The sequence below is a fragment of the Terriglobus sp. 2YAB30_2 genome, from assembly GCF_052114765.1.
Taxonomy (GTDB): Bacteria; Acidobacteriota; Terriglobia; order Terriglobales; family Acidobacteriaceae; genus Terriglobus.
Window position 1 is genome coordinate 1 of record NZ_JBFRFJ010000022.1, and the last position, 18846, is coordinate 18846.

Annotated in this window: 13 protein-coding genes; 3 read left to right on the forward strand and 10 right to left on the reverse strand. The window is 59.1% G+C overall.

Annotation, left to right across the window (positions count from 1 at the left end; translation table 11 throughout):
• Positions 1-238: 238 nt before the first annotated feature.
• Together AB4Y89_RS22365 and AB4Y89_RS22370 are read right to left on the reverse strand one after the other, a co-directional pair.
• The gene (locus tag AB4Y89_RS22365; protein WP_442303159.1) at positions 239-892 is read right to left on the reverse strand and encodes a leucine-rich repeat domain-containing protein; all 654 of its coding nucleotides are present in this window, start codon (positions 890-892) and stop codon (positions 239-241) included.
• Between the two features lie 15 nt (positions 893-907).
• The gene (locus tag AB4Y89_RS22370) at positions 908-1846 is read right to left on the reverse strand and encodes an alpha/beta fold hydrolase (RefSeq protein ID WP_442303160.1); all 939 of its coding nucleotides are present in this window, start codon (positions 1844-1846) and stop codon (positions 908-910) included.
• Positions 1847-2241: 395 nt separating this feature from the next.
• On the opposite strand from AB4Y89_RS22370, the gene AB4Y89_RS22375 reads away from it, so the two are divergent.
• Positions 2242-3141 carry a transaldolase family protein gene (locus tag AB4Y89_RS22375; protein ID WP_442303161.1) on the forward strand — a complete coding sequence of 300 codons (900 nt, stop codon included), beginning with the start codon at positions 2242-2244 and terminating at the stop codon, positions 3139-3141.
• A gap of 137 nt (positions 3142-3278) precedes the next feature.
• Here the strand turns inward: AB4Y89_RS22375 and AB4Y89_RS22380 are convergent, their stop codons facing one another.
• Positions 3279-4988, reverse strand: a complete 1710-nt coding sequence (locus AB4Y89_RS22380; RefSeq protein WP_442303162.1) for an alpha/beta hydrolase-fold protein — start codon at positions 4986-4988, stop codon at positions 3279-3281.
• Here AB4Y89_RS22380 and AB4Y89_RS22385 point away from each other — a divergent pair.
• Both AB4Y89_RS22385 and eat read left to right on the forward strand, forming a co-directional pair.
• Positions 4987-5142 carry a hypothetical protein gene (locus tag AB4Y89_RS22385; protein WP_442303163.1) on the forward strand — a complete coding sequence of 52 codons (156 nt, stop codon included), beginning with the start codon at positions 4987-4989 and terminating at the stop codon, positions 5140-5142. The two genes, AB4Y89_RS22380 and AB4Y89_RS22385, sit on opposite strands and share 2 nt — an antisense overlap.
• A 170-nt stretch (positions 5143-5312) precedes the next feature.
• Positions 5313-6689 carry an ethanolamine permease gene (gene eat / locus AB4Y89_RS22390; protein ID WP_442303164.1) on the forward strand — a complete coding sequence of 459 codons (1377 nt, stop codon included), beginning with the start codon at positions 5313-5315 and terminating at the stop codon, positions 6687-6689.
• Between the two features lie 300 nt (positions 6690-6989).
• On the opposite strand, the gene AB4Y89_RS22395 is transcribed toward eat, so the two are convergent.
• The 7 genes from AB4Y89_RS22395 to AB4Y89_RS22425 form a co-directional block, all read right to left on the reverse strand.
• Positions 6990-7523, reverse strand: coding sequence for a hypothetical protein (locus AB4Y89_RS22395; protein WP_442303165.1), 534 nt, complete (start codon positions 7521-7523; stop codon positions 6990-6992).
• Positions 7524-7529: 6 nt separating this feature from the next.
• The gene (locus tag AB4Y89_RS22400) at positions 7530-12863 is read right to left on the reverse strand and encodes a carboxypeptidase regulatory-like domain-containing protein (protein WP_442303166.1); all 5334 of its coding nucleotides are present in this window, start codon (positions 12861-12863) and stop codon (positions 7530-7532) included.
• 503 nt (positions 12864-13366) lie between these two features.
• On the reverse strand, positions 13367-14680 hold the full coding sequence (locus tag AB4Y89_RS22405) for a carboxypeptidase regulatory-like domain-containing protein (protein WP_442303167.1): 1314 nt from the start codon (positions 14678-14680) through the stop codon (positions 13367-13369).
• On the reverse strand, positions 14677-15630 hold the full coding sequence (locus AB4Y89_RS22410) for an RNA polymerase sigma factor (protein WP_442303168.1): 954 nt from the start codon (positions 15628-15630) through the stop codon (positions 14677-14679). Before AB4Y89_RS22410 ends, AB4Y89_RS22405 begins: the two co-directional genes overlap by 4 nt.
• 362 nt (positions 15631-15992) lie before the next feature.
• Entirely contained in the window at positions 15993-17048 is a 1056-nt protein-coding gene (locus tag AB4Y89_RS22415; protein WP_442303169.1) for a tetratricopeptide repeat protein, read from the reverse strand.
• Positions 17049-17265: 217 nt separating this feature from the next.
• Positions 17266-17985 (reverse strand): hypothetical protein, encoded by a 720-nt coding sequence (locus AB4Y89_RS22420; protein ID WP_442303170.1) that lies wholly within the window; start codon positions 17983-17985, stop codon positions 17266-17268.
• Positions 17982-18308, reverse strand: a complete 327-nt coding sequence (locus AB4Y89_RS22425; RefSeq protein ID WP_442303171.1) for a PadR family transcriptional regulator — start codon at positions 18306-18308, stop codon at positions 17982-17984. Before AB4Y89_RS22425 ends, AB4Y89_RS22420 begins: the two co-directional genes overlap by 4 nt.
• Positions 18309-18846: the final 538 nt, after the last annotated feature.

The following is an 18846-nucleotide window of genomic DNA, read 5'->3' on the forward strand; positions in this document are numbered from 1 at the left end:
TCTGGAAATTTCATACAACCGAAATTCCCAGATTCCCACCGCCTCCACCACTTCCCAGATTCCCACCGCCTCCACCACTACCTGAGATCAAAAAAACTCAGATACATAAACCTACCGAGCAAAAAGTGTTACCCATCTGCCCGGTCTAAACTGTTACCTATCTCCCAGGCTGCACAAAGCGAGAGAGAGGCGCGGCTTTAGCCGCTGAGGTACATACCGTCAAGCCCAACCACAGACATCACCGATAAACCAAACACCCACGCGCTTCCAGATCACTCAACCAGGCAGGTTCTTCAAACGTCACCCATCGCATGTCCAGCTTTTCCAATTTAGGAAGTTGTGCAATCGCATCCGGCAGAGCTTCAATCGGATTCCCGCGAAGATCGATCTGCCGCAGCTCTGACAAGCCCGCAATCTCTCCCGGAAGCGTGCGCAGCCGATTGTTCCTCAGATGAAGCTCCCGCAGCCGCGACATCCTGCCAATCGATGCCGGGAGCTTCGAGATCTGATTGTCTGTCACTCGCAGTTCCAGCAGACCCGACATCTGACAGACGCTCTCTGGAAACACAGTGAACTGATTCTCGCTGATGTTCAGATAACGCACCCGGGTAAGTCCGGCGATCGAAGACGGCAGCGACGTCAGCCGGTTGTCGTGAAGATAGAGAAAATCGGAGAGCTCGGTAAGGTCTCCGATCTCTTTCGGTAGCGATGCAAGCTGGTTGTGCCCAAGATCCAACGTTCGCAGCCGCTGCATGCCGCCGATGCGTGACGAGATCTCCGTCAGCTCGTTGTCGGCCAGAATCAACACGGTAGTGTCCGTCTGTTCCCATATGTCTACCGGGACCGTGCCAAGATGCTGCTTCCAGAGATTGATCGTGATGTCTGCGGGCATAACGAAATCTTAAACTCACCGCAGCGAGACGCGCTCCACATGCCAGACAAACTCGGTAATCTGCGCGGCAAGCTGCAGCCGCAGTCCCGGTGGAAGGTTATGCCCCATGCCTTCGATCAGTACGAGCTTTGACCCAGAGATCGCATCGGCGGTGGCGCGTCCTCCACTGACGTCGCACATGCGGTCAGCCAGGCCGTGAATCACCATCGTTGGAACTTGCAGTTGCCGCAGCCGCTCTGTCCTGTCTCCCGAGGCAACGGTCGCAATTGCCTGACGAGCCGCGGCAACACGATCGTGCGACCGGTCATACGCACGGCCTGCGCGTTCTGCCACCTCGTCTTCGTCGGCCGGATATCCCGGCGAGCCGACGATGCGCATCGCCCGCAGATACTGCTCGATGGCCTGCTCGCGCGTCTCCGCAGGAGCGCCGGAGAACAGCTCCCGCAGTACCTCCGGAGAGGGCTGGCCCACGGCCATGTTGCCGGTCGTCGACATCATCGAACACAACGAGCGGACACGCTGGGGATGCTCGATCGCCATCGTCTGCGCGATCTGCCCGCCCATCGACGCGCCCACGACATGAGCCTCGCCGATACCCAGTGCGTCGAGCAATCCCACCGCGTCGGCCGCCATATCGGAGAGTGTGTAGGACACCGACGACAGATCTCCGGCAAGTGCGGCGGGAAGGTTGGGAAACGGCGCATCGCTGAGGTGGGTCGATAGTCCGGCATCGCGGTTGTCGAAACGGATCACCTGCAGCCCGCAATCGATCAGCGTATTGCAGAGGGTGTCCGGCCAGTGGATGGACTGTGCCGCAACTCCCATGATCAGCAGCACCGCGGGCGCCAGCGGATCGCCGAGACGCTGGTAGGAGATATCGATGCCCGCCGGGCCAACCTTCTTTACGATTGCATCGACCGTGGAAGCCTCGAACCTGTTCGCTGAAACTAACACGTTTGTTCCCTCCCGTTTGGGCGGTGAAGGACGCACGCTCCTCCTCCAGCCCGAGGGTTGAACGTATCCGGAAACAAGGCCGAAAAACAGTCTGTTTCTGAAAAGGCAGGCTTGCTATCCTAAGAATGGGAAGAGCCTTCGGTTTTCCTGGATAAACCGTACCCGGCAACGCCGGCGTAACCCACCCCCGGATATCAAATTTGCATCATGAGGCCACGGGCTGAAGAGATCCGGCGTCTAACTTTTAAGGGGAAGACGGCTCGGCATGGACACAAGCCACTGTCTGCCTGTCCGCATGCATCCAGAGACCACCGCCGGATGGCGCCGACGCCGTGTGTCGGCAACCTCTCGTCGCCTGAGTCTGCGAGCCGCAAACCCGTGAGGGGGAAAATCACATGGCAAACGTTGATACCGCTCAAGCTAAAGATGGCCGTTCCAGCCATCTGGCCACGAAGATTCTCGTCGATGGCGGCGACCCGGCAGAGACGATGCGGGTCAAGGAGGCGCTCGGATACGTCGACGGCCAGACCACTAATCCATCCCTGATCGCCAAGAACCCCGAAGTGAAAAAGCGGGTCGAGTCCGGCCGCTCGCTCTCGGAAGCCGAGGAGAGCGCCGCCTACCGCAAGATCGTGCAGGAGATCTCGCCTCTGGTCGGCAGCGCGGGCGTCTCGATCGAGGTCTTCGCCGACTTCGACACCACCGCCGACCAGATGCTGAAGCAGGGCCAGGAGATGTTTACCTGGATTCCGAACGCCTACATCAAATATCCCTGCACCCCGGAAGGTCTGAAGGCTGCGCAGCGGTCCGTCGCCCAGGGGATGCGCGTGAACATCACCCTGTGCTTCTCACAGGAGCAGGCCGCGGCGGTTTACGCGGCAACGAAAGGAACAAAGGCGCCGGCGTATGTTTCACCCTTCGTCGGACGCCTCGACGACATAGGATGGAACGGCATGGAGCTATTGGCGAACATCAAGCGCATGTTCACCTCGGGCGACGGCCACACTCTGATCCTCGGCGCAAGTATTCGCAGTATCCCGCACCTGATGCGTTGCTTCCAGATTGGCGTTGACCTCGTGACCGTTCCAGCAAAGGTGATTCTGGAATGGGTTGCGGCTGGTCGGCCCATGCCGGATGAAAACTTCCGCTACGAGTTCAACGGCAAGCCGATGGAGTATCGCCAGATCGATCTGAACCAGCCCTGGCAAAACTTCAATATCAAACACGAGCTCACAGACAAAGGCATCCGCAAGTTCGTCGAAGACTACCGCTCGACATTGCGGAAAGCGTCGTAACGAGAAGGCTTCAATATCCGTTCAGACCTACTTAGACCTACCAATACACTGGGTGCCCCATTCACGCGTAGCGTGAGTGGGACATCCGAGCAACGCTCGGATATACCGATCCTCTAACTAATGGGTTGTTCATCGCTTCAATACACCCACGACTTCGTATCGGCATCCTTCGGCGCGGTCTCCAGCATGTGACGGGTCATCAGCGGCAGTACACGCTGGTTCATATCCGCACCCTGACTCTCATCCCACTCCGGCAACGCACCTGTATAGCAGTGCGGCTTGCGCGGACCGAAATCAAACGTTGCATCCGAATGCGGATTGCGCGTGCCCTTCAGATCGGCCTCCAGCAGATAGACAGCGTTATTCAGATAGTAAGTATCGGAGTCGCCGACGGCGATGTGCAGCTTGCCTTCGAGCTTCGGCCCTAGCGTCGTCCAGTCGCGCATCAGAATGGCGTCCAGATCGTAATGATCGCGCCAGTACTTCACCACCTCTTTGTCAATGGCGCCGGTGTCCTTGTCATAGATCGGCGTGGGATAACCATCCGCGCCCTGCGGCGAGAAAACAGCCTGCCAGATGTCATACTGTTCGCCCGATCGGCCATGCGATCCAAGAGCGAGCTCGTAGTGATTCACCTGTGCCATCTGGGCCGTGATGTGCGAGTCGCCGCGCCGATCGGAGGGAATGTCGATGGTCTCAAAGGGACCAGAGCGCGTGTAGGCATTGGTGTCCGTATAAAGGTCCGCGCCCTGGTAAGCGTGGAAGCTGACCGGATCAGGACAGAACGACCATGTGCCGTTGTAGAACTCCGGATAAAAGACCTGCGAAGCCAGCGCCTCCCAACCTCCGGTCGAGCCGCCGTAGGTCGCGCGCGCCCATCCCTGGCCGATGCCGCGGAACTGTTTTTCGACCGCAGGAATCAGCTCCTGCGTAATGGCGTCACCATACGGTCCAATGCTGGCTGAGTTCACCGCATACGAGTCGTCGTAGTACGGATTGGCATGCTGCGGCTCAACGATCAAAACATGTGGCAGGGTGCCGTTGGTCCACGCCTGGTAAAAGGCATACTGCCACTTCGCGCGGCTGGCCTCGCGTCCCTGCAGGTCCGCAGGGGGCGGCGTCTCACGCCAGCCGATGGCGCTGAAGTTGGGATGAAAGTGATCCTGATAGACGACCGTGGGATAATGCGCGTCAGGATGACTGTCGAAGCCTTCCGGCAGAAGCACAATGGCAGAGACGAACATCTCACGTCCCCAGAACTTCGAGAGCAGCTCACTACGAATACGCACGTGACGGATGTACTTCGTATCGGGCGCAGGCGTAGGCGGTTCGGGAATGGTTGTGTCCGCCGTAATCGTTAGCGCCGCATCCTTCGCAAAGGTCAGCTTGACCGGCTTGCTCATCGGGTTGCCGAGCTTAGTATTCCAGTGCTGCCCCTCGCCTTTGTCAGGCGGCAACAGGACGGCCTTGCCATTGGCAAGATGGAACTCCTCATACCGATTGAAGACAGCCTGCACCGTGTACTCGCCGGCAGGCAGATCGGCGAGATGCCGAATGGGATAGCCATACGCACTGGCGTCATCGAGCACGATCGGCGTGCCCGGCGCAGCCCCGGTGACATCCATGCCGAAGACCTGCTGCGACTCATACGACTCATCAATCAGATTGCGCGGTTCTCCCGTGGCTGCCTTCGAGATGGCAACAAGAACACGCCCTGTCAGCGGAGCACTACCAGCAGCCGCCGGCGTAACCGTGATCTCGATGCGTGGACCTGCAGTATGTTTTACAGGGGCGGCGAAGGCGAAGGAAGTGGCAAAGAAAGCGCAGAAAAGAGCAGCATGTCGCATGTGCAAGCTATGGTATCGCGGACTCTACTTTTCCCGTATTTTTGTCATTCCGCAGGATCAGAAGGTGACCGTCGGTCTAAGCGCTGAAGGCGCGTTCTATACCAGCCTGGGGCAACTCCCCAGGTCGCAGATAGCCAGAAAGGCAAAGGGCTGAAGGCCCGCTCTATAAAACGGTACTCCATGCCGGGAGTGATTTTGTTACGCCGCACCGTTTGCTTTTTCATCTTTCTGGCCGGGTGCCCCACATACGCGAAGCTTATGTGGGTGTATCGCGCCACCGTTATCGGATAAGCTCAAACATCATACGTATCGCACGAGGCGACCTTGGAAGATCACTCGCACCTGAAAGCCACGCTCAACACCTGGCAGCTTTGGGGAATCGCTGTCGGCCTTGTCATCTCCGGCGAATACTTCGGCTGGAGCTACGGCTGGGCCAGCGCCGGCACACTCGGCTTTCTTCTGGTCACCATCCTGGTGGCAACGATGTATGCGGCCTTCATCTTCAGCTTCACCGAGCTCACCACCGCGATCCCACACGCCGGCGGACCGTTCGCCTACGCACAGCGCGCCTTCGGAGACACCGGTGGCTACATCGCCGCTGCGGCCACGCTCGTCGAGTTCGTCTTCGCCCCGCCTGCTATCGCGCTGGCCATCGGAGCGTATCTTCATGTGCAGTTCCCCGGCCTCGCTCCCAAGCACGCTGCTGTCCTCGCCTACCTGCTCTTCATGGCGATCAACATCCTCGGCGTGCACGTTGCAGCCAGCTTTGAGCTGATGGTGACAGTGCTCGCGATTGTGGAGCTGTTGGTATTTATGGCTGTGGTTGCGCCCGGCTTCCGGCTGACGAACTTCCTCGCCCATGGATGGGCAGGCCACGATCACCTCTCAGCGCATACGGCGGTCGGCATGTTCGCAGCAGTGCCGTTCGCCATCTGGTTCTTTCTCGCCATTGAAGGTGTAGCAATGGCGGCAGAAGAGGTGAAGCGCCCGGCGCGTTCCATTCCTATCGCTTACATCGGCGGCATCATCACGCTTCTGATTCTTGCCCTGGGCGTGATGGTCTTTGCCGGTGGAGTCGGCGACTGGAGCGTGCTGGCCAATATCAACGACCCGCTACCGCAGGCGATGAAGATTGTGGTGGGCGGCAGCAGTGGATGGCTGCACATGCTGGTCTGGCTCGGCCTCTTTGGTTTGGTGGCCTCGCTGCACGGTATCGTCTTTGGCTACTCGCGGCAGATCTTCGCCCTGGCACGCGCCGGCTATCTTCCATCATTCCTCGGCAAGATCCATCCGCGCTTCCGCACACCCCACATTGCCATCCTCGCCGGCGGGGTGGTGGGCATCGCAGCCATCTATAGTGACAATTGGATTCAGTTCGGTGGCCAGCCGCTTACCGCCAACATCGTCACCATGTCGGTGCTGGGAGCGCTGGTGATGTACATCGTCAGCATGCTGGCACTCTTCCGCCTGCGAAAGAGCGAGCCCGCGATGGCCCGCCCCTTCCGCGCTCCGCTGTATCCGCTGCTGCCCATCTGGACTCTGATCGCAGCCGGCATCTGCCTGGCCAGCCTGGTCTACTACAACCGCCTGATCGCGATGCTCTTCGCAGGCCTGTTGGTCGCAGGCTACCTCGGCCTGCGCCTGGGTTGGTCGAGACGGCAGAAGCGCGAGAGCCGCGACCGCGTCATGCAGGAGAGGTGATGCTCGATCAAAAAGGCGATTTAAAGCGCTGAAGGCGCGCTCTATACCAGCCTGGGGCAACGCCCAGGTTTCAGTGTCCACAAGATGTTAAAGGGCTGAAGGCCCGCTCCATATAACAGCCTTCAATCCGACCGCATCGTTTCGATAGGCATACAACGGTTTCACGAACCGTTTCCTTTGTGACGATTGGTGATTATAGGTCGGGCCTTCAGCCCTCTTACCGTTTCGCTATTCGCGTACCTGGGGCTACGCCCCAGGCTGGTATAGAACGCGCCTTCAGCGCTCTTTATTCTCCTTGCGCTACTTCATCGAATCCGCATTCACCAGGTGAACTCCATTGAAATAAGCAACGCACCCGTCAATGCCGGTCGGACGCCAGCTCGTTCCGTCGGTAAAACGGATCTCCGTAATCTCAGCCGTACGTAACGACATAATGCCAGAAACCGAGAGATCGCTCTGCGTGAATCCATTCGATCCTGCGCGTGACTCAATGTGGAAGGTGCGCTCTTGCTTCTCTTCCGGACCTTTCCCGGTCTTAAGATACAGATGCGATTGCGTCACACCGCGAATCGTAACGGTCGCGCTGTCGATGGTGCGGCTATCTCTCATGCCGAACTGCAGCGAGACAGTCCGCACCGGCGTGGAGCTTCCGTCCGCCGCGAGTGTCATGAGTGGAGCGGCATTGGCCTGCGCTCCAAAGACAACCGGACAGATCGGATTGAGTGTGTGCCACCGCCGTGGATTGAACTGTAGCTCGGGTCCATGTGGCTGCTGTGCGTATGTAACCGATGGAAGCAGAGCCGTAAGTATGGAAAGGATGGCGATCTTCATCATGAGCTCCTATTTCGCCGTAACTTCAAGCTGTGCCGGTTTGGCCGTGCCTCTGACCGCCGGATCGTAGTACTCGTACACATGCGACGCAAAGCTGGCGGCGCGAATGGGATACTTCGCACGCAGCCGGAACTTCAGCGTCATCGTCTCGCCTGCGCCGATGGCGTTGAAGTAGAGAATCGCCTGGGTGGCCGTAAGGCTGAACTTCTCCAGCCGTCCGGTCGGTTTGTTCGCGGTCTTCTCCACCATCTGCTGCAGATCCTCGCTCTGCAGATCGAAGCCCGGAGGAATCCCAAGATCGACCATCACCATGTTGGCCCGTTTGTCGAGATTGCTGTGCACTGTGGCGGTTGCCGTCACGACATCGTTTTGTGCCAGATGCGTGCGGTCATACGCTACATCAATGGAGAGCGCAGGCGCGTCTTTCTTCACCGGCCAGGGTGTGAAGTAACGGCCGGCGATCTGGTAGGCCATGCTGCCTGAGCCGGTGAAGCGCAGCTCCACCGCATTCTCGGCGCCTGTTCCTGGCTGTGGTAGGACAAACTGATGGAGCAGATCATTGTTTCCGGCATCGAGGTTCAGAGTCTGCACGGCCTCACCGTTCAGCAGCACCTGTACCTTGCCGCTTGCGTCTCCTGCACTTCCTTCAGAGGCCAGCAGCAAAGCGCGCAACGCCATGATGGTGGCCTGGGTTGAGCCCCAGTTACCGTAGCTGTTCTTCTTGCTGAGGATCCATGCCAGCGCGCGGCGTGCAATCTCGGGATACTGCCCGGAGTGAAGCAGCGCCTGTACAGCCAGGCCTGTGGTCTCCACCGCGGCGGAGTCGCCGGTTGCGTAGAGCCCTGTTTCAGCGCTGCTCCACCATGCCTGCTCTCCCTTTTCGGTACGCGCATCCGCCAGCCGTTGCAGGACGCGGCGTGTCAGCTCTGAGTGCTTGTCCTCGCTTACGGCAAAGTTGGCAAGCACCGCCAGTGTGTATGCATCGGTCTTATTTGAGGTCACGCTATCCAGATTCGAGACGATGTAGCCTTTCGCTTTCTCGACAGCGGCATGCTGTTCGCTATCTCCTTCCAGTGCCCAGGCAAGATAGGCGGTAATGCGCAATGCATCTGAGTTGTAACGGTTGGTCGCGCCTTCGTTGATGAACTGAGTATCGGGCTTCCAGCTTCCGTCACGCTGCTGTTGTGCCGCAAGCCACGCCCCCGTGCGCTCAAGCACGCGCGGATCGACATCGTAAACATGCGACATATCGCGGAATTCCATCAGGCCGTATGCCGTCAGGATCTTGTTGGCCGGTGTATTGCCGAACCACGAGAATCCTCCTCCCGGTACCTCGAAGGTGAGCAGACGCTGGTATCCGTTGGCGATGTACCCTTCAGCCTTTGCATGGACTTCGGGTGTCAGCTTTTTGGTGTGCTTCATGTAATCCAGCGCCAGTACGTTCGGATAGGTGCTCGATGAGGTCTGCTCGAAGCAGCCCCCCGGCATCTGGAGAATGCCGTCCATGCCTTCAATCACCTGGCTGAGCGGGCCTGGATACAGCCGTACGAAGAGCTTGCTGGCGTCGGGAAGTGCATTCTGCGGGAAACGCACGCTATGTTGCGCGGTCGACTCCAGGCGTCCGTTGAAGACTACCTCCTGTTGCTGTCCGTTCGGCACAACCTCAATCTCACGGACGACCGTGTCCTTGCGATCTGACTCACCCTGCAGATGAGCGGCAAGGGTCAACTTGAACTTCCCCAGACGCTTCACCCGCAGCGTGAACTGTTCGCCGCCGACTTTGCCCGCATCGATACTGACGTGCTTCTCCGCGTTGTCATCGACGAGATCGAACCAGTCCTCCTGCTGTAGTGAGAGCGTTACCTCGCCCCGGCCCGAGGTGTAGTTGTAGACAGCGACGGGAATCGAGACGCAGTCGCCCTGTGTCAACGTGACCGGAAGATCGAGGTCCACGAAGAAGTCCTGAAAGACCTTCAGGCTGGAGACGCCACTGCCCAGCGTTCCTGCCTTGGTAGAAGCAAACATCGCCATGCGCCATGTCGTAATGGAGTCGGCAATCGGAATGCCGATACTGGCGTTGCCATGACCATCGGTAATGATCTCCGGATTGATATACAACGCCTCCGGGAAGTAAGAGCGCACATGATCGGCGTTGCCTTCGGACGCAGGAGCCTTCGCGCTACTGTCCGCATGGGCCAATGCGGCCCCGGCCCTCGGAGCCATCCGTGCCAGATTTCCGAATTCACGCCCATTGACAACCTGCACCATCTCAGCGCTCTGTGTCATCACCACAGGCGCTGCCGCCGTGGCGACCTCCACGCTCTGCGTGACGAAACCAACTGCAAGCGTGCAGGTGACGATCGCACGGTCCTGCGGCCGCAAGGTCACTTCATCGGCGGCGGAGGCAAACCCCGAAGCCGAGATCTTGAGCCGGTAACGACCGCTGGTAAGCGCAGCGAAGCGGAACGAGCCGTCCTTGGTGGAGGTGCCGCGCCATGTGCCGGCTGCGTCGATGCGGTGCAATTGAAGAGAGGCGTTGGGAATGACGGCGCCGCTGGCATCAGTGATGACGCCGGTGATCTCGCTGCGTCCGTTCAGCGGCCCACGATCATGTTCCAACCGCCATTCCATAGCGCCGGGTCTTTGCTCAGAAAAGGTATCGCCTGAGCCGCTGACCATCGTTATAAGGTCATCCTGCGTCCCGAACCTGTGATCGGGGCCTGCGCTTCGGATGTTATAGAAGCGAAGCAATGAATTCTGGCGCCGCGTCGTTTGCCAGACAGGCTCGACACGAAGCGATACTCCCCAGGCATCGTGCGGCTTACTGCCTTCGTCTTCTTTGACCAGGGCAAAACGTTTAGGAAGATCCTGTATGTGACCGTCCTCTTGAGGCAGTTGCTGCAGAAGAAGCTGAACGTGCTCGGTGTACGCCGCCTGATAACGGTCATGGAAGGCGAAGGTTTGTGCCAACGGCAGCGCCTGGATTGCCTCTGTTCGAACCGCGTGCTCGCGCACATCCTCCGCTGCGGAGAACAGAACCCGCGCGGCGCGGTCATGTGCATCCTGCTGGGACGCGTCCGCTGGAACGACGGCATCGTTCATGGAAAGGGAGTGGATCTCAAAGCGCGGCTTCAACAGCTCCTCTTCCAGGTAGAAGAAGACTTTGGCAAATCCAGGCTGTTTCTCCGCCAGCGCAAAGACAGCTTCGTCTACGATTTCAAGTCCGAGCGCCGCCTGCACGCCTTCGCCCTTCTCATTGGTGACATGGAAGCGCACACGCGCTTCTGAACCCGGCAGATAGCTGGCTGCATCGGCTGTGGCCTGAATGTGCAGCTCATCCGCAGGCTGCACGAAGATCATGCGATGATCTGCCACGGTCTGTGCATCGCCGCCGAAGATGTACGTATGCATACTCAACGTACCCGCCATCTGTGGCGTGGCACGGAGCGAAAGTTCCGCGCGGCCGTGGACGATGTCGACGTCGCGTGTCTGGATGGTCTGCCCATCCTTCACAATGTCGATGTAAGCAGTGCCGCTCTGCCGCGTGCTGAAGACCGTCGCTCGTATCAAATCGCCAGGCTTATAGACACCATGGGCGACGCGCAGCAGGACCTGGTCCTCACCGTACCGCGTATTGAGGTTGATCGTATTTGTGGACCGGTTACCGTGATGATCGTCCGCATCGACGTGCAGCTTCATCTCCACACCGCGCGTCGGCGTTATGTGGGCGATGGCAATTCCTCCAAGGTCCGTTTCAAGACGTTGGGTAGAGCCCCCGTTGAGCTGGACGCGTATCTCCGCCGGCGCAGGTGTGCCATCCGGATAGGAGGCAAGAACAAAGACCTGGTTCTCGATACCGGGAACCAGCGTTCCACCCTCGGGGACCGCGGTGATCAGCAGCGGCGACTGACTCACCGTGATGGGTTCGTTCTTCGTCTCGGTGTGTGCGGCAGAGTCTTTGACCGAGGCCTCAATCAGAACAGGCGCGGCTCCCTGGTTCTGCTTGCGTCCTGTCATGTACTCCGGTAGAGCTACGTCAAAGCGATAGTCGCCGTTTGTGTCGCTGCGGCCTTCCGCGTGAGCCGCAGTAAATAGGGAGACATCCATGCCATGCACCGTAATGTTGATCGGAGCATCTGAAACCGGCTTACCGAAGAAGTAGTTTGCGTGCACAGTACCGGTAATGTGTTCTCCAGGGCGATAGTCGCGCTTCGGTTTGCCATTCTTCTGCGCAAGATCGATGGCAACGCGGAACTTGGGCAGGACGTAGCGTTGCACCTGCAGCGTGACCTCCTGTGTATCGGAGGGATGATCGGTGTCGCCCATCACAGCGCGCAGATGATAGGCGCCGAGGTTAACCTCACCGGCAAGGGTGAACTCGGCTGAGGCCACACCATAGGCATCGGTCTGCGCCGCACGGCGAAAGACCTTGTTGCCGCGCGAATCTTCGAGCTCGAAGGTAAGCTTGCGTCCGGCGACGGCATGATGGTCAGCGCGGTCCAGAGCCAGCGCCCGCGCATGGATGGTCTGCGCCGGTTGATAGATCGGTTTTTCCGTGGTCAGCAGAATGCCGGTCTTGGATTCCAGATCAATCTGCTGGGTGCTTTCAATTGTCCCGAAGGCGGTCTCAGCGACGAGATGCAGCATCCGCGCCCCTGTCACTCCGGCGGGAAAATGAAACGCGGCATCGATGGTGCCCCGGCGATCGAGCTTACCGTTGAACAGTGTGATGGGCTTCTTCTGCGTGTCTTCGAGCTCAATCGCGACATTACCCTGTTGGTCAGGTCTGACGACGAAGCGAGGTGCGTTTGTGGTCTGCTCCTCGAGCTCGATACGAAGTGTGCTGTTCTCCACACCTTGCAATGGATCGCCGGTATCGCGGTCAAGAACAATGACGCGGATCGCCGCCTGCGCACCGGAGAGATACGAGCTCTGCGCGAGGATGCGCATCACCGGCCTGCGTAGAATGGTGGCGACGGTCTCCGTGCTTTCCATGGCAGGCGTCTTTTCGCCATCGAGAAGAAAACGGCAGCGAACCCGGTGCCATACCAATTCGCTGTCAACAACGTGCGGTTTGCCGGCGATCTCTGTCCGCCACAAGTTATCACCGGCCACCGCGTGTACCGTACGTTCGCTATGTCCAAGTACTTCATCTTCGGGGCTGAGAAGGTCGACGATCAGCCGGCCGCTGCCCGCACGATCTGCATGAAAGGGAACTTCAAGCGAGAGCACATGATGCGTAAGCAACGCATGCATGGTCTGCGCCCATAGCGGATGGCCGAGTGTTAGCAACGCCAAAAGGCAGAAGAGCAGTACACAGCAGCGGGACAAACGAGCGTTCATGACAGGGCCTCTCCGCGGCGCGAACATACGCGTCTTCGCGCCGGTATTCTTCGTCTCTATGTGGAGAACGTGCCTTGCCGTAAAACTTGCAGGAATTTTTTGAGATTAATTTGGGTAGGAATGAAGTACAGAAAGGTACCTCAGCGGCTAAAGCCGCCGTCCTTGGGGAGCTTGTTACGGGACGGCTGAAGCCGTCCCCTTAAGCAAGGCATTCGCGCTTCGCGCGAACGAAAGACAACGTTTACGGATATAACGTCGCTGTCTGGAACACGGTGTCCCTACTTGCTTGCTATTCGTGAAGTTGATAACGGATGATAGAGCTTAGCGGCATCGGTTAACTACCGTTGCGCGTCGCGCAACCATTTCGCACCAGCGGTGCGAATGCTTTGCTTAAGGGCACGGCTTCAGCCGTGCCGTATCGGTTCTAAAAGGACGTGCGGCTTTAGCCGCTGAGGTACCGTACGACCTCGTATCTGTGGGAAAAGGGAGAACTGGACACACTCCTAGTACTTCCGCCAGTGCTTCCCATCCTCGCTTGACCAGACGCCACCTGATTCCGTAGTGAGAGAGAATCCCTCTCCATGCTCCGCAGCCTCTATCTGTGAGACTTTCCCATCCCACAGCGGCTTGATCGTCTTCCAGCGCTTACCGCTGTTGGTGCTGAAGTAGACCTTCCCCGTAACGTCGAGAGCGAGCACGCGTTTGCCCCGATAGACGGTGTTAGCTACCTCCGCATTGTGAGGCAGCTTCATCTCGACCGGGATAGAGGCGACCGAGGCAGATTCTGTCAGCAGCGCCGGTGCCTCGGCCGTAACTTCGACCGACTCACTTGTAGAGCCGACCGGAACCTGCGACGTGAGCAGCGCAAGATCATTCGCCTGCAGGTCCAGCGGTTGCGTCACGGTCCGGAAACCGGGTGCCGCAATCTCCAGGTTGTATCTGCCTGCGGGAAGGGAGGCGAGCGTGAAGTTGCCGGCGTTATCTGTCTTTGTCTGGCGCAGCGGCGTGTTGGGCTGCCGCAGGGTGACGGTGGCTCCGGAGATGGTAGCTCCCGAGAGGTCGAGCACGACACCGGCCACCTTTGCCTGCGGTCCGGCAAGGGGTTGACCGTGTTCGATACGCAGCGCGAGTTGCCCGTTGGGCGGCGGGAACTGCAATGTGGGAGTCGCAGAGTTCACCACCGGCTGTATCGCCAGAGATGTTGAGAAATTCCGGCCATTGATGACCTGCGTGTTATTGAGCGGAGCTAAGCCGGCAGCCGCAGTCGCGGGCTGGCTCATCCTGACGTTCTGTCTCGCAGCGATAGCCGGGATCGCAGCGGTATCGGCGGAAGGCATTGGAGTTTTCGCGGATGCAAGCGCCGGTTCTACAGCCTTCGGAGAAGTGGCTGGAGGAGGCTCAGCTTTCTTCTGGTTTTGTGCGCGGTTTGGCGGCGCTGCCGGTACCTCAGATGCTGTGCGAGCCGGGATCTGCGAAACAGGCGGAGCAGGAACGACCTGGGCAACATTGCTCCTCGGTGGTGGCGGTGGCCCCTGATGCATCCAGGCAAAGACAATCAACACCGTAGCGCAGACGCCCAGCCCACTTGCATAGACCAGCGGCGTAAACCGACGCCAGAAGGGAAGTCGCGGCGCTGCAACAGCTGCGGACTCGGCTGCCATCTCCGGTTGCATCAGGAACGCGATGTCGCGGCACTGCTCGCACACGGCCATATGGGCAAGGCTCTCCTGGCGCTCCTGCTCGGTGAGCGCGCCCTCCACGAACGCGGCAAGCTGGTCCGCGTCGAGGTGGTGGCCGGGTTGGAGAGGCTCGTTCATCTGGTCCCTGCCTGTTGAGAGAACGGAGAAAATGGCGAAGCTTGCAGCAGACTTCGCAGATTGATGTCGATATCCCGCGGATCGGTTCCCAGCGCCTCCTCCGCGGCGGCACGGCTCATGCCATGCGCCTGTAAATCTTTCAGCAGCCTCTTTCGCAGGTCCTGCGTCAGCCGCTTCAATCGGCGGCTCATCGTGGCCTCATGCACGCGAAGAAGCCGCGCCAGTTCCAGCAGGGTACGCCCATCCAGAAAATACGATACGAGCAGTAAGCGATCTTCTGCCGGCAAGGTATTGAAGGTATTGCCGATGGCGTCCTTCAGCCGTTCGATCTCCTGCGAAGGAGGAGCAGCGGCCGCCGGCGCCGCGGCAAAATCATTGTCTTCGAGCGGAGTCTCGCGATGGGTGCGGCGATGATGATCCACATGTCGCTGCGCCAGTGTGGCCTGCAGCCATCCCATCAGCGATCCGCGGCCGGTATAGCTCGCCAGCGGAGATCGGCGCACACCATCACGCTCCGTCAGTCCGAAGAGCTCGGAGTAAAGCGCGCCCGCCAGGTCTTCTCCCAGCGAAGCCGACCCCGTGATTCTAATAGCGGCTTGTTTGAGCGCCGCCTGGTACTGAGAGACAAACACCTGCCACGCTGCATCGCGACCCAGCGCGCAGGCATGCGCCAGCGCCAGCTCTTTCAGGTGCAGGTTCCGGTAAAACGCTAGCCTTTGGCTGGGTGTGGATGCCTGCTGTGCCGGAAGTCCGAAGTTGTACTTCGCCCCGGCAGCGGCGAGAGCCAGCGCAAACTCCGCTTCAGAAAGTTCACAGGCCGCAGCCTGCGCCTGTGTCCACAACTCCCGCAGATCCCCGGGCGAGATGCCTGCACGCTCCACCGGCGCAGCAAGCGGTACATCTTCCGCAAGCCCGCTCTGTAACCCGTCCTGGAGAGGCAGAGAATCCACGCTCCCAAGATACCGCGAGCGATGCAAGATGCGTGTTTATTCCCGATATGCATCCACGACGTTGACGATGAAGGCAAAGAAGCGAAGCCCTCAGCGGCTAAAGCCGCGTCGTTTGCGTGCTGGTACGGCATGGCTAAAGCCATGCCCTTAAGCAAAACCGATGCCTAAACTTACACCAGATATTTCTCCGTTCGCACAACGTGCGAATGCCTTGCTTAAGGGGACGGCTTCAGCCGTCCCGTAAAAGAGCAGAGAACACGCGGCTTTAGCCGCTGAGGTACCGTAGCGCGGGTCTTCAACGATTCCTATGAAGCTCCCACTCATCACGTAACGCGATGAATGGGTACCCAATTCATACCTCCTCACCGCAACGCAAACACACTGATCGTGCAATTCGCACACGCCGTCGCTGGTTGATGCTCTTTTACATCCTTGATCTGATGATCCAGCGACGAAAGGTCCGCCTTGCGATGCTGCGCCTGCAGGAACTCCCGGTATTCATACATGGAATCAAGCACGAGGGGATGTCCATCGCCGAGCCTTGCCTTCATCATGGCCATACCACCGCGTAATGTCTGATCGGCGGTGGAGATATCTCCCGTCTTCCACTGCGCATAGCCCAACGCCATGGCGGCGTGTGCCTGCTCCAGCGATCCGGAAGCGAAGTTCTCCGTTGCAATCTGGTCGGCCTGCTTTGCCGCCTGCAGACACTCCTGTAGCTCCGATTGATTGCATTCCGCAAAGACCAGGGTGATCAATGCGGCAAGCATGGTGTTGCCGCGCCTCTGCGTGTACTGCGGATGCTCGGCAGTGGGAGCGTCCTGATCGTCAGGCTCCGGCTTGGCGGAGAGCGTGTCATAAGCGGCGCGGGCGTGCTGCTCGGCTTCCTTGAAGCGATGCCGTGCCAGCAGCACCTCGGCGAGATGTTCGTGACCACGGGCAAGATCGATGGGGTTCCCCATCTCTTCGCGAAGATGGAAGGCCTGCGTCCTCACCTTCTCCGCATCGGCAATGTTGCCGAGCTCAAGATAAATACTTCCAAGATTATCGAGCGCGGTCGCATAGTTGCCGCGTGACTGCGGCGACTGCGCCAGCAAGGGCAAGGCACGTTCGTAGGCTCGCTGGGACTCGGCAATATTGCCGACATCGTGATACGAAGAGGCAAGCACAGCCCATAGATATCCAATGCGCGCGGGCGGATCGTTCCTCTGTTCAGCCTCCTGAATCAGCTTGCGATACATCTGCTGCGTCGTTGCCGGTACAGGCTTCGCGGTATGTTCAGCGCCTGGGCTCGATTGCATCGCGGGACGTGCGTACACGATAGCGCCATCAAAGAAGACCAGGGGAAGTGCCGTAACGATGAGCCAGATCATCGCCAGGCGTTTTAAGACGCACGGGGATACGCGAGCAGTCGACATGGGAGTGCTCCTCAGAGATAAGGTGTGACGCTTATAAATCCTGATTACGTGCTGAGACGGCCGCGCGGTATTGCGACGTACGCCCGCTGATACGTTTCATCTGGGACGATGGTTCCGCTCTTTCAGAAAAAATCGCGAACTTTAACGCAGGGAATTCCGTACCGGTTCGCAGTGACGGTGTGTGCGGCCGCATGAAGCGGCCTGATATCCGTGTGTGTCAGGTAGCCAGTTGTCGTGCGCCTTCTGCGCGCCTGGAGCTTCTCCACGCAGTCAGGACTAAGTACCACGCGGGCCAGCTCAGCGCCCAGTTCGGGAGCCATGCACCGGGATTGCGCCACATGGGAATCGTCAGCAGCGTGATACCGAGTGCAAGCACCAGTGCAGCGGGAAGATAAATACGGGTGAGCCGCAGACCGCGATAGACGCCCCACGCCGCGGGAATAAGGAAGAGCAGCAGGCAGAAGCGTGAGAGCGACTCCACGTGAAATCGCGCCATGCAGAAGACGCAGGGAACCGATGACATCAGCACGCTGATGCGGATGGTCTTGCGTGAGAGCGATCCCATCACGAAGCCGCCGGTCCACGCCCAGCCGATCAGCAGAATCACATTCCAGATCAGCATGGCGACACCAGGTCCAAGCGTGAGGCCGCTGTTTTTCAGAACCGTGGTATTGAACAGCCGCACATACGTCGCGCTGATTGAGACCGACAAGCCCATCAACAGCAGGCTGCACGGCAGAGCCAGGCCGAAGGCGGCAACCCATGGGCCCAGAGTGCGCCATGGCGTTGCCTTACGGCGAAATGCAAGACCCACGACGTCCAGCATCGCTGCCCTTGTGGACTTACGTGTCTCCGCCAGATCGCCAAGCACAGCTTCACACTCATTGCGTTCCAGAAGACGTGAAGCGACGACTTCCACGATGGTCCAGCCCGTCATAGAACACTCCTGCTCTGGTTTGCCACCCATGAGGCTCCGCGGCTGATCCGCATCACCGTCTCGTAGAACTCTTTTGCCGCACTCAACCCGCTGGGCGTAATGCTTACCATGCGCTTGGCGCGGCCACCGCGTTCAGGCGTGGCATCGCTCATCCAGGTCTTCAGCAGACCCTTCGCCTCCAGCCGATCGATGGTGGTGTACAGCGCTCCAATCGAACAGCCTCGGCCGCTGGCCTCAACCTCTTCGCGGATGGTGGCGCCATACGCCCGCTCGCCAAGCCCCGCTGCCGCCGTAATGATCAGGTACTCAAACTCTCCAAGCATCGTTAGTACTACATTGTGAGAGTAATAAATGCGGCTGTCAAGACAGGTGAGGGAAATTTTTGACCTCCCAGAGCGTGTCATTAAACTCATGTCGTCAGCACCCGCCCGCTTCTTTCTGATGTGGAAACGAGTGGGTGCAGCGGGGACCCCGGCCAACTTTGCTGGCTGGGGTGTTTAGCGGTCTTTCGGGCAGGCACTATAAGCGCTGAAGGCGCGCTCCATACCAGCCTGGGGCAACGCCCCAGGTCTCAGTGCTCACACGATGTTAAAGGGCTGAAGGCCCGCTCTATAACTCTGCAGTGAAGGCAGATGAGTTCTAATGTGCGAACGGGTAGGAGCGGTGGACTTTAGTCCACGGTTTACAGTCCAGATGGGCTCTTTCAGCTATTTGGCATCAGAATTATAGATCGGGCCTTCAGCCCTCAGACCTCTTAACTATCCGAGACCTGGGGCGTTGCCCCAGGCTGGTATGGAGCGCGCCTTCAGCGCTATATATCGGCGGGCTGAAGCCCGCCGCTCCCACCCAATCCTACGGCGA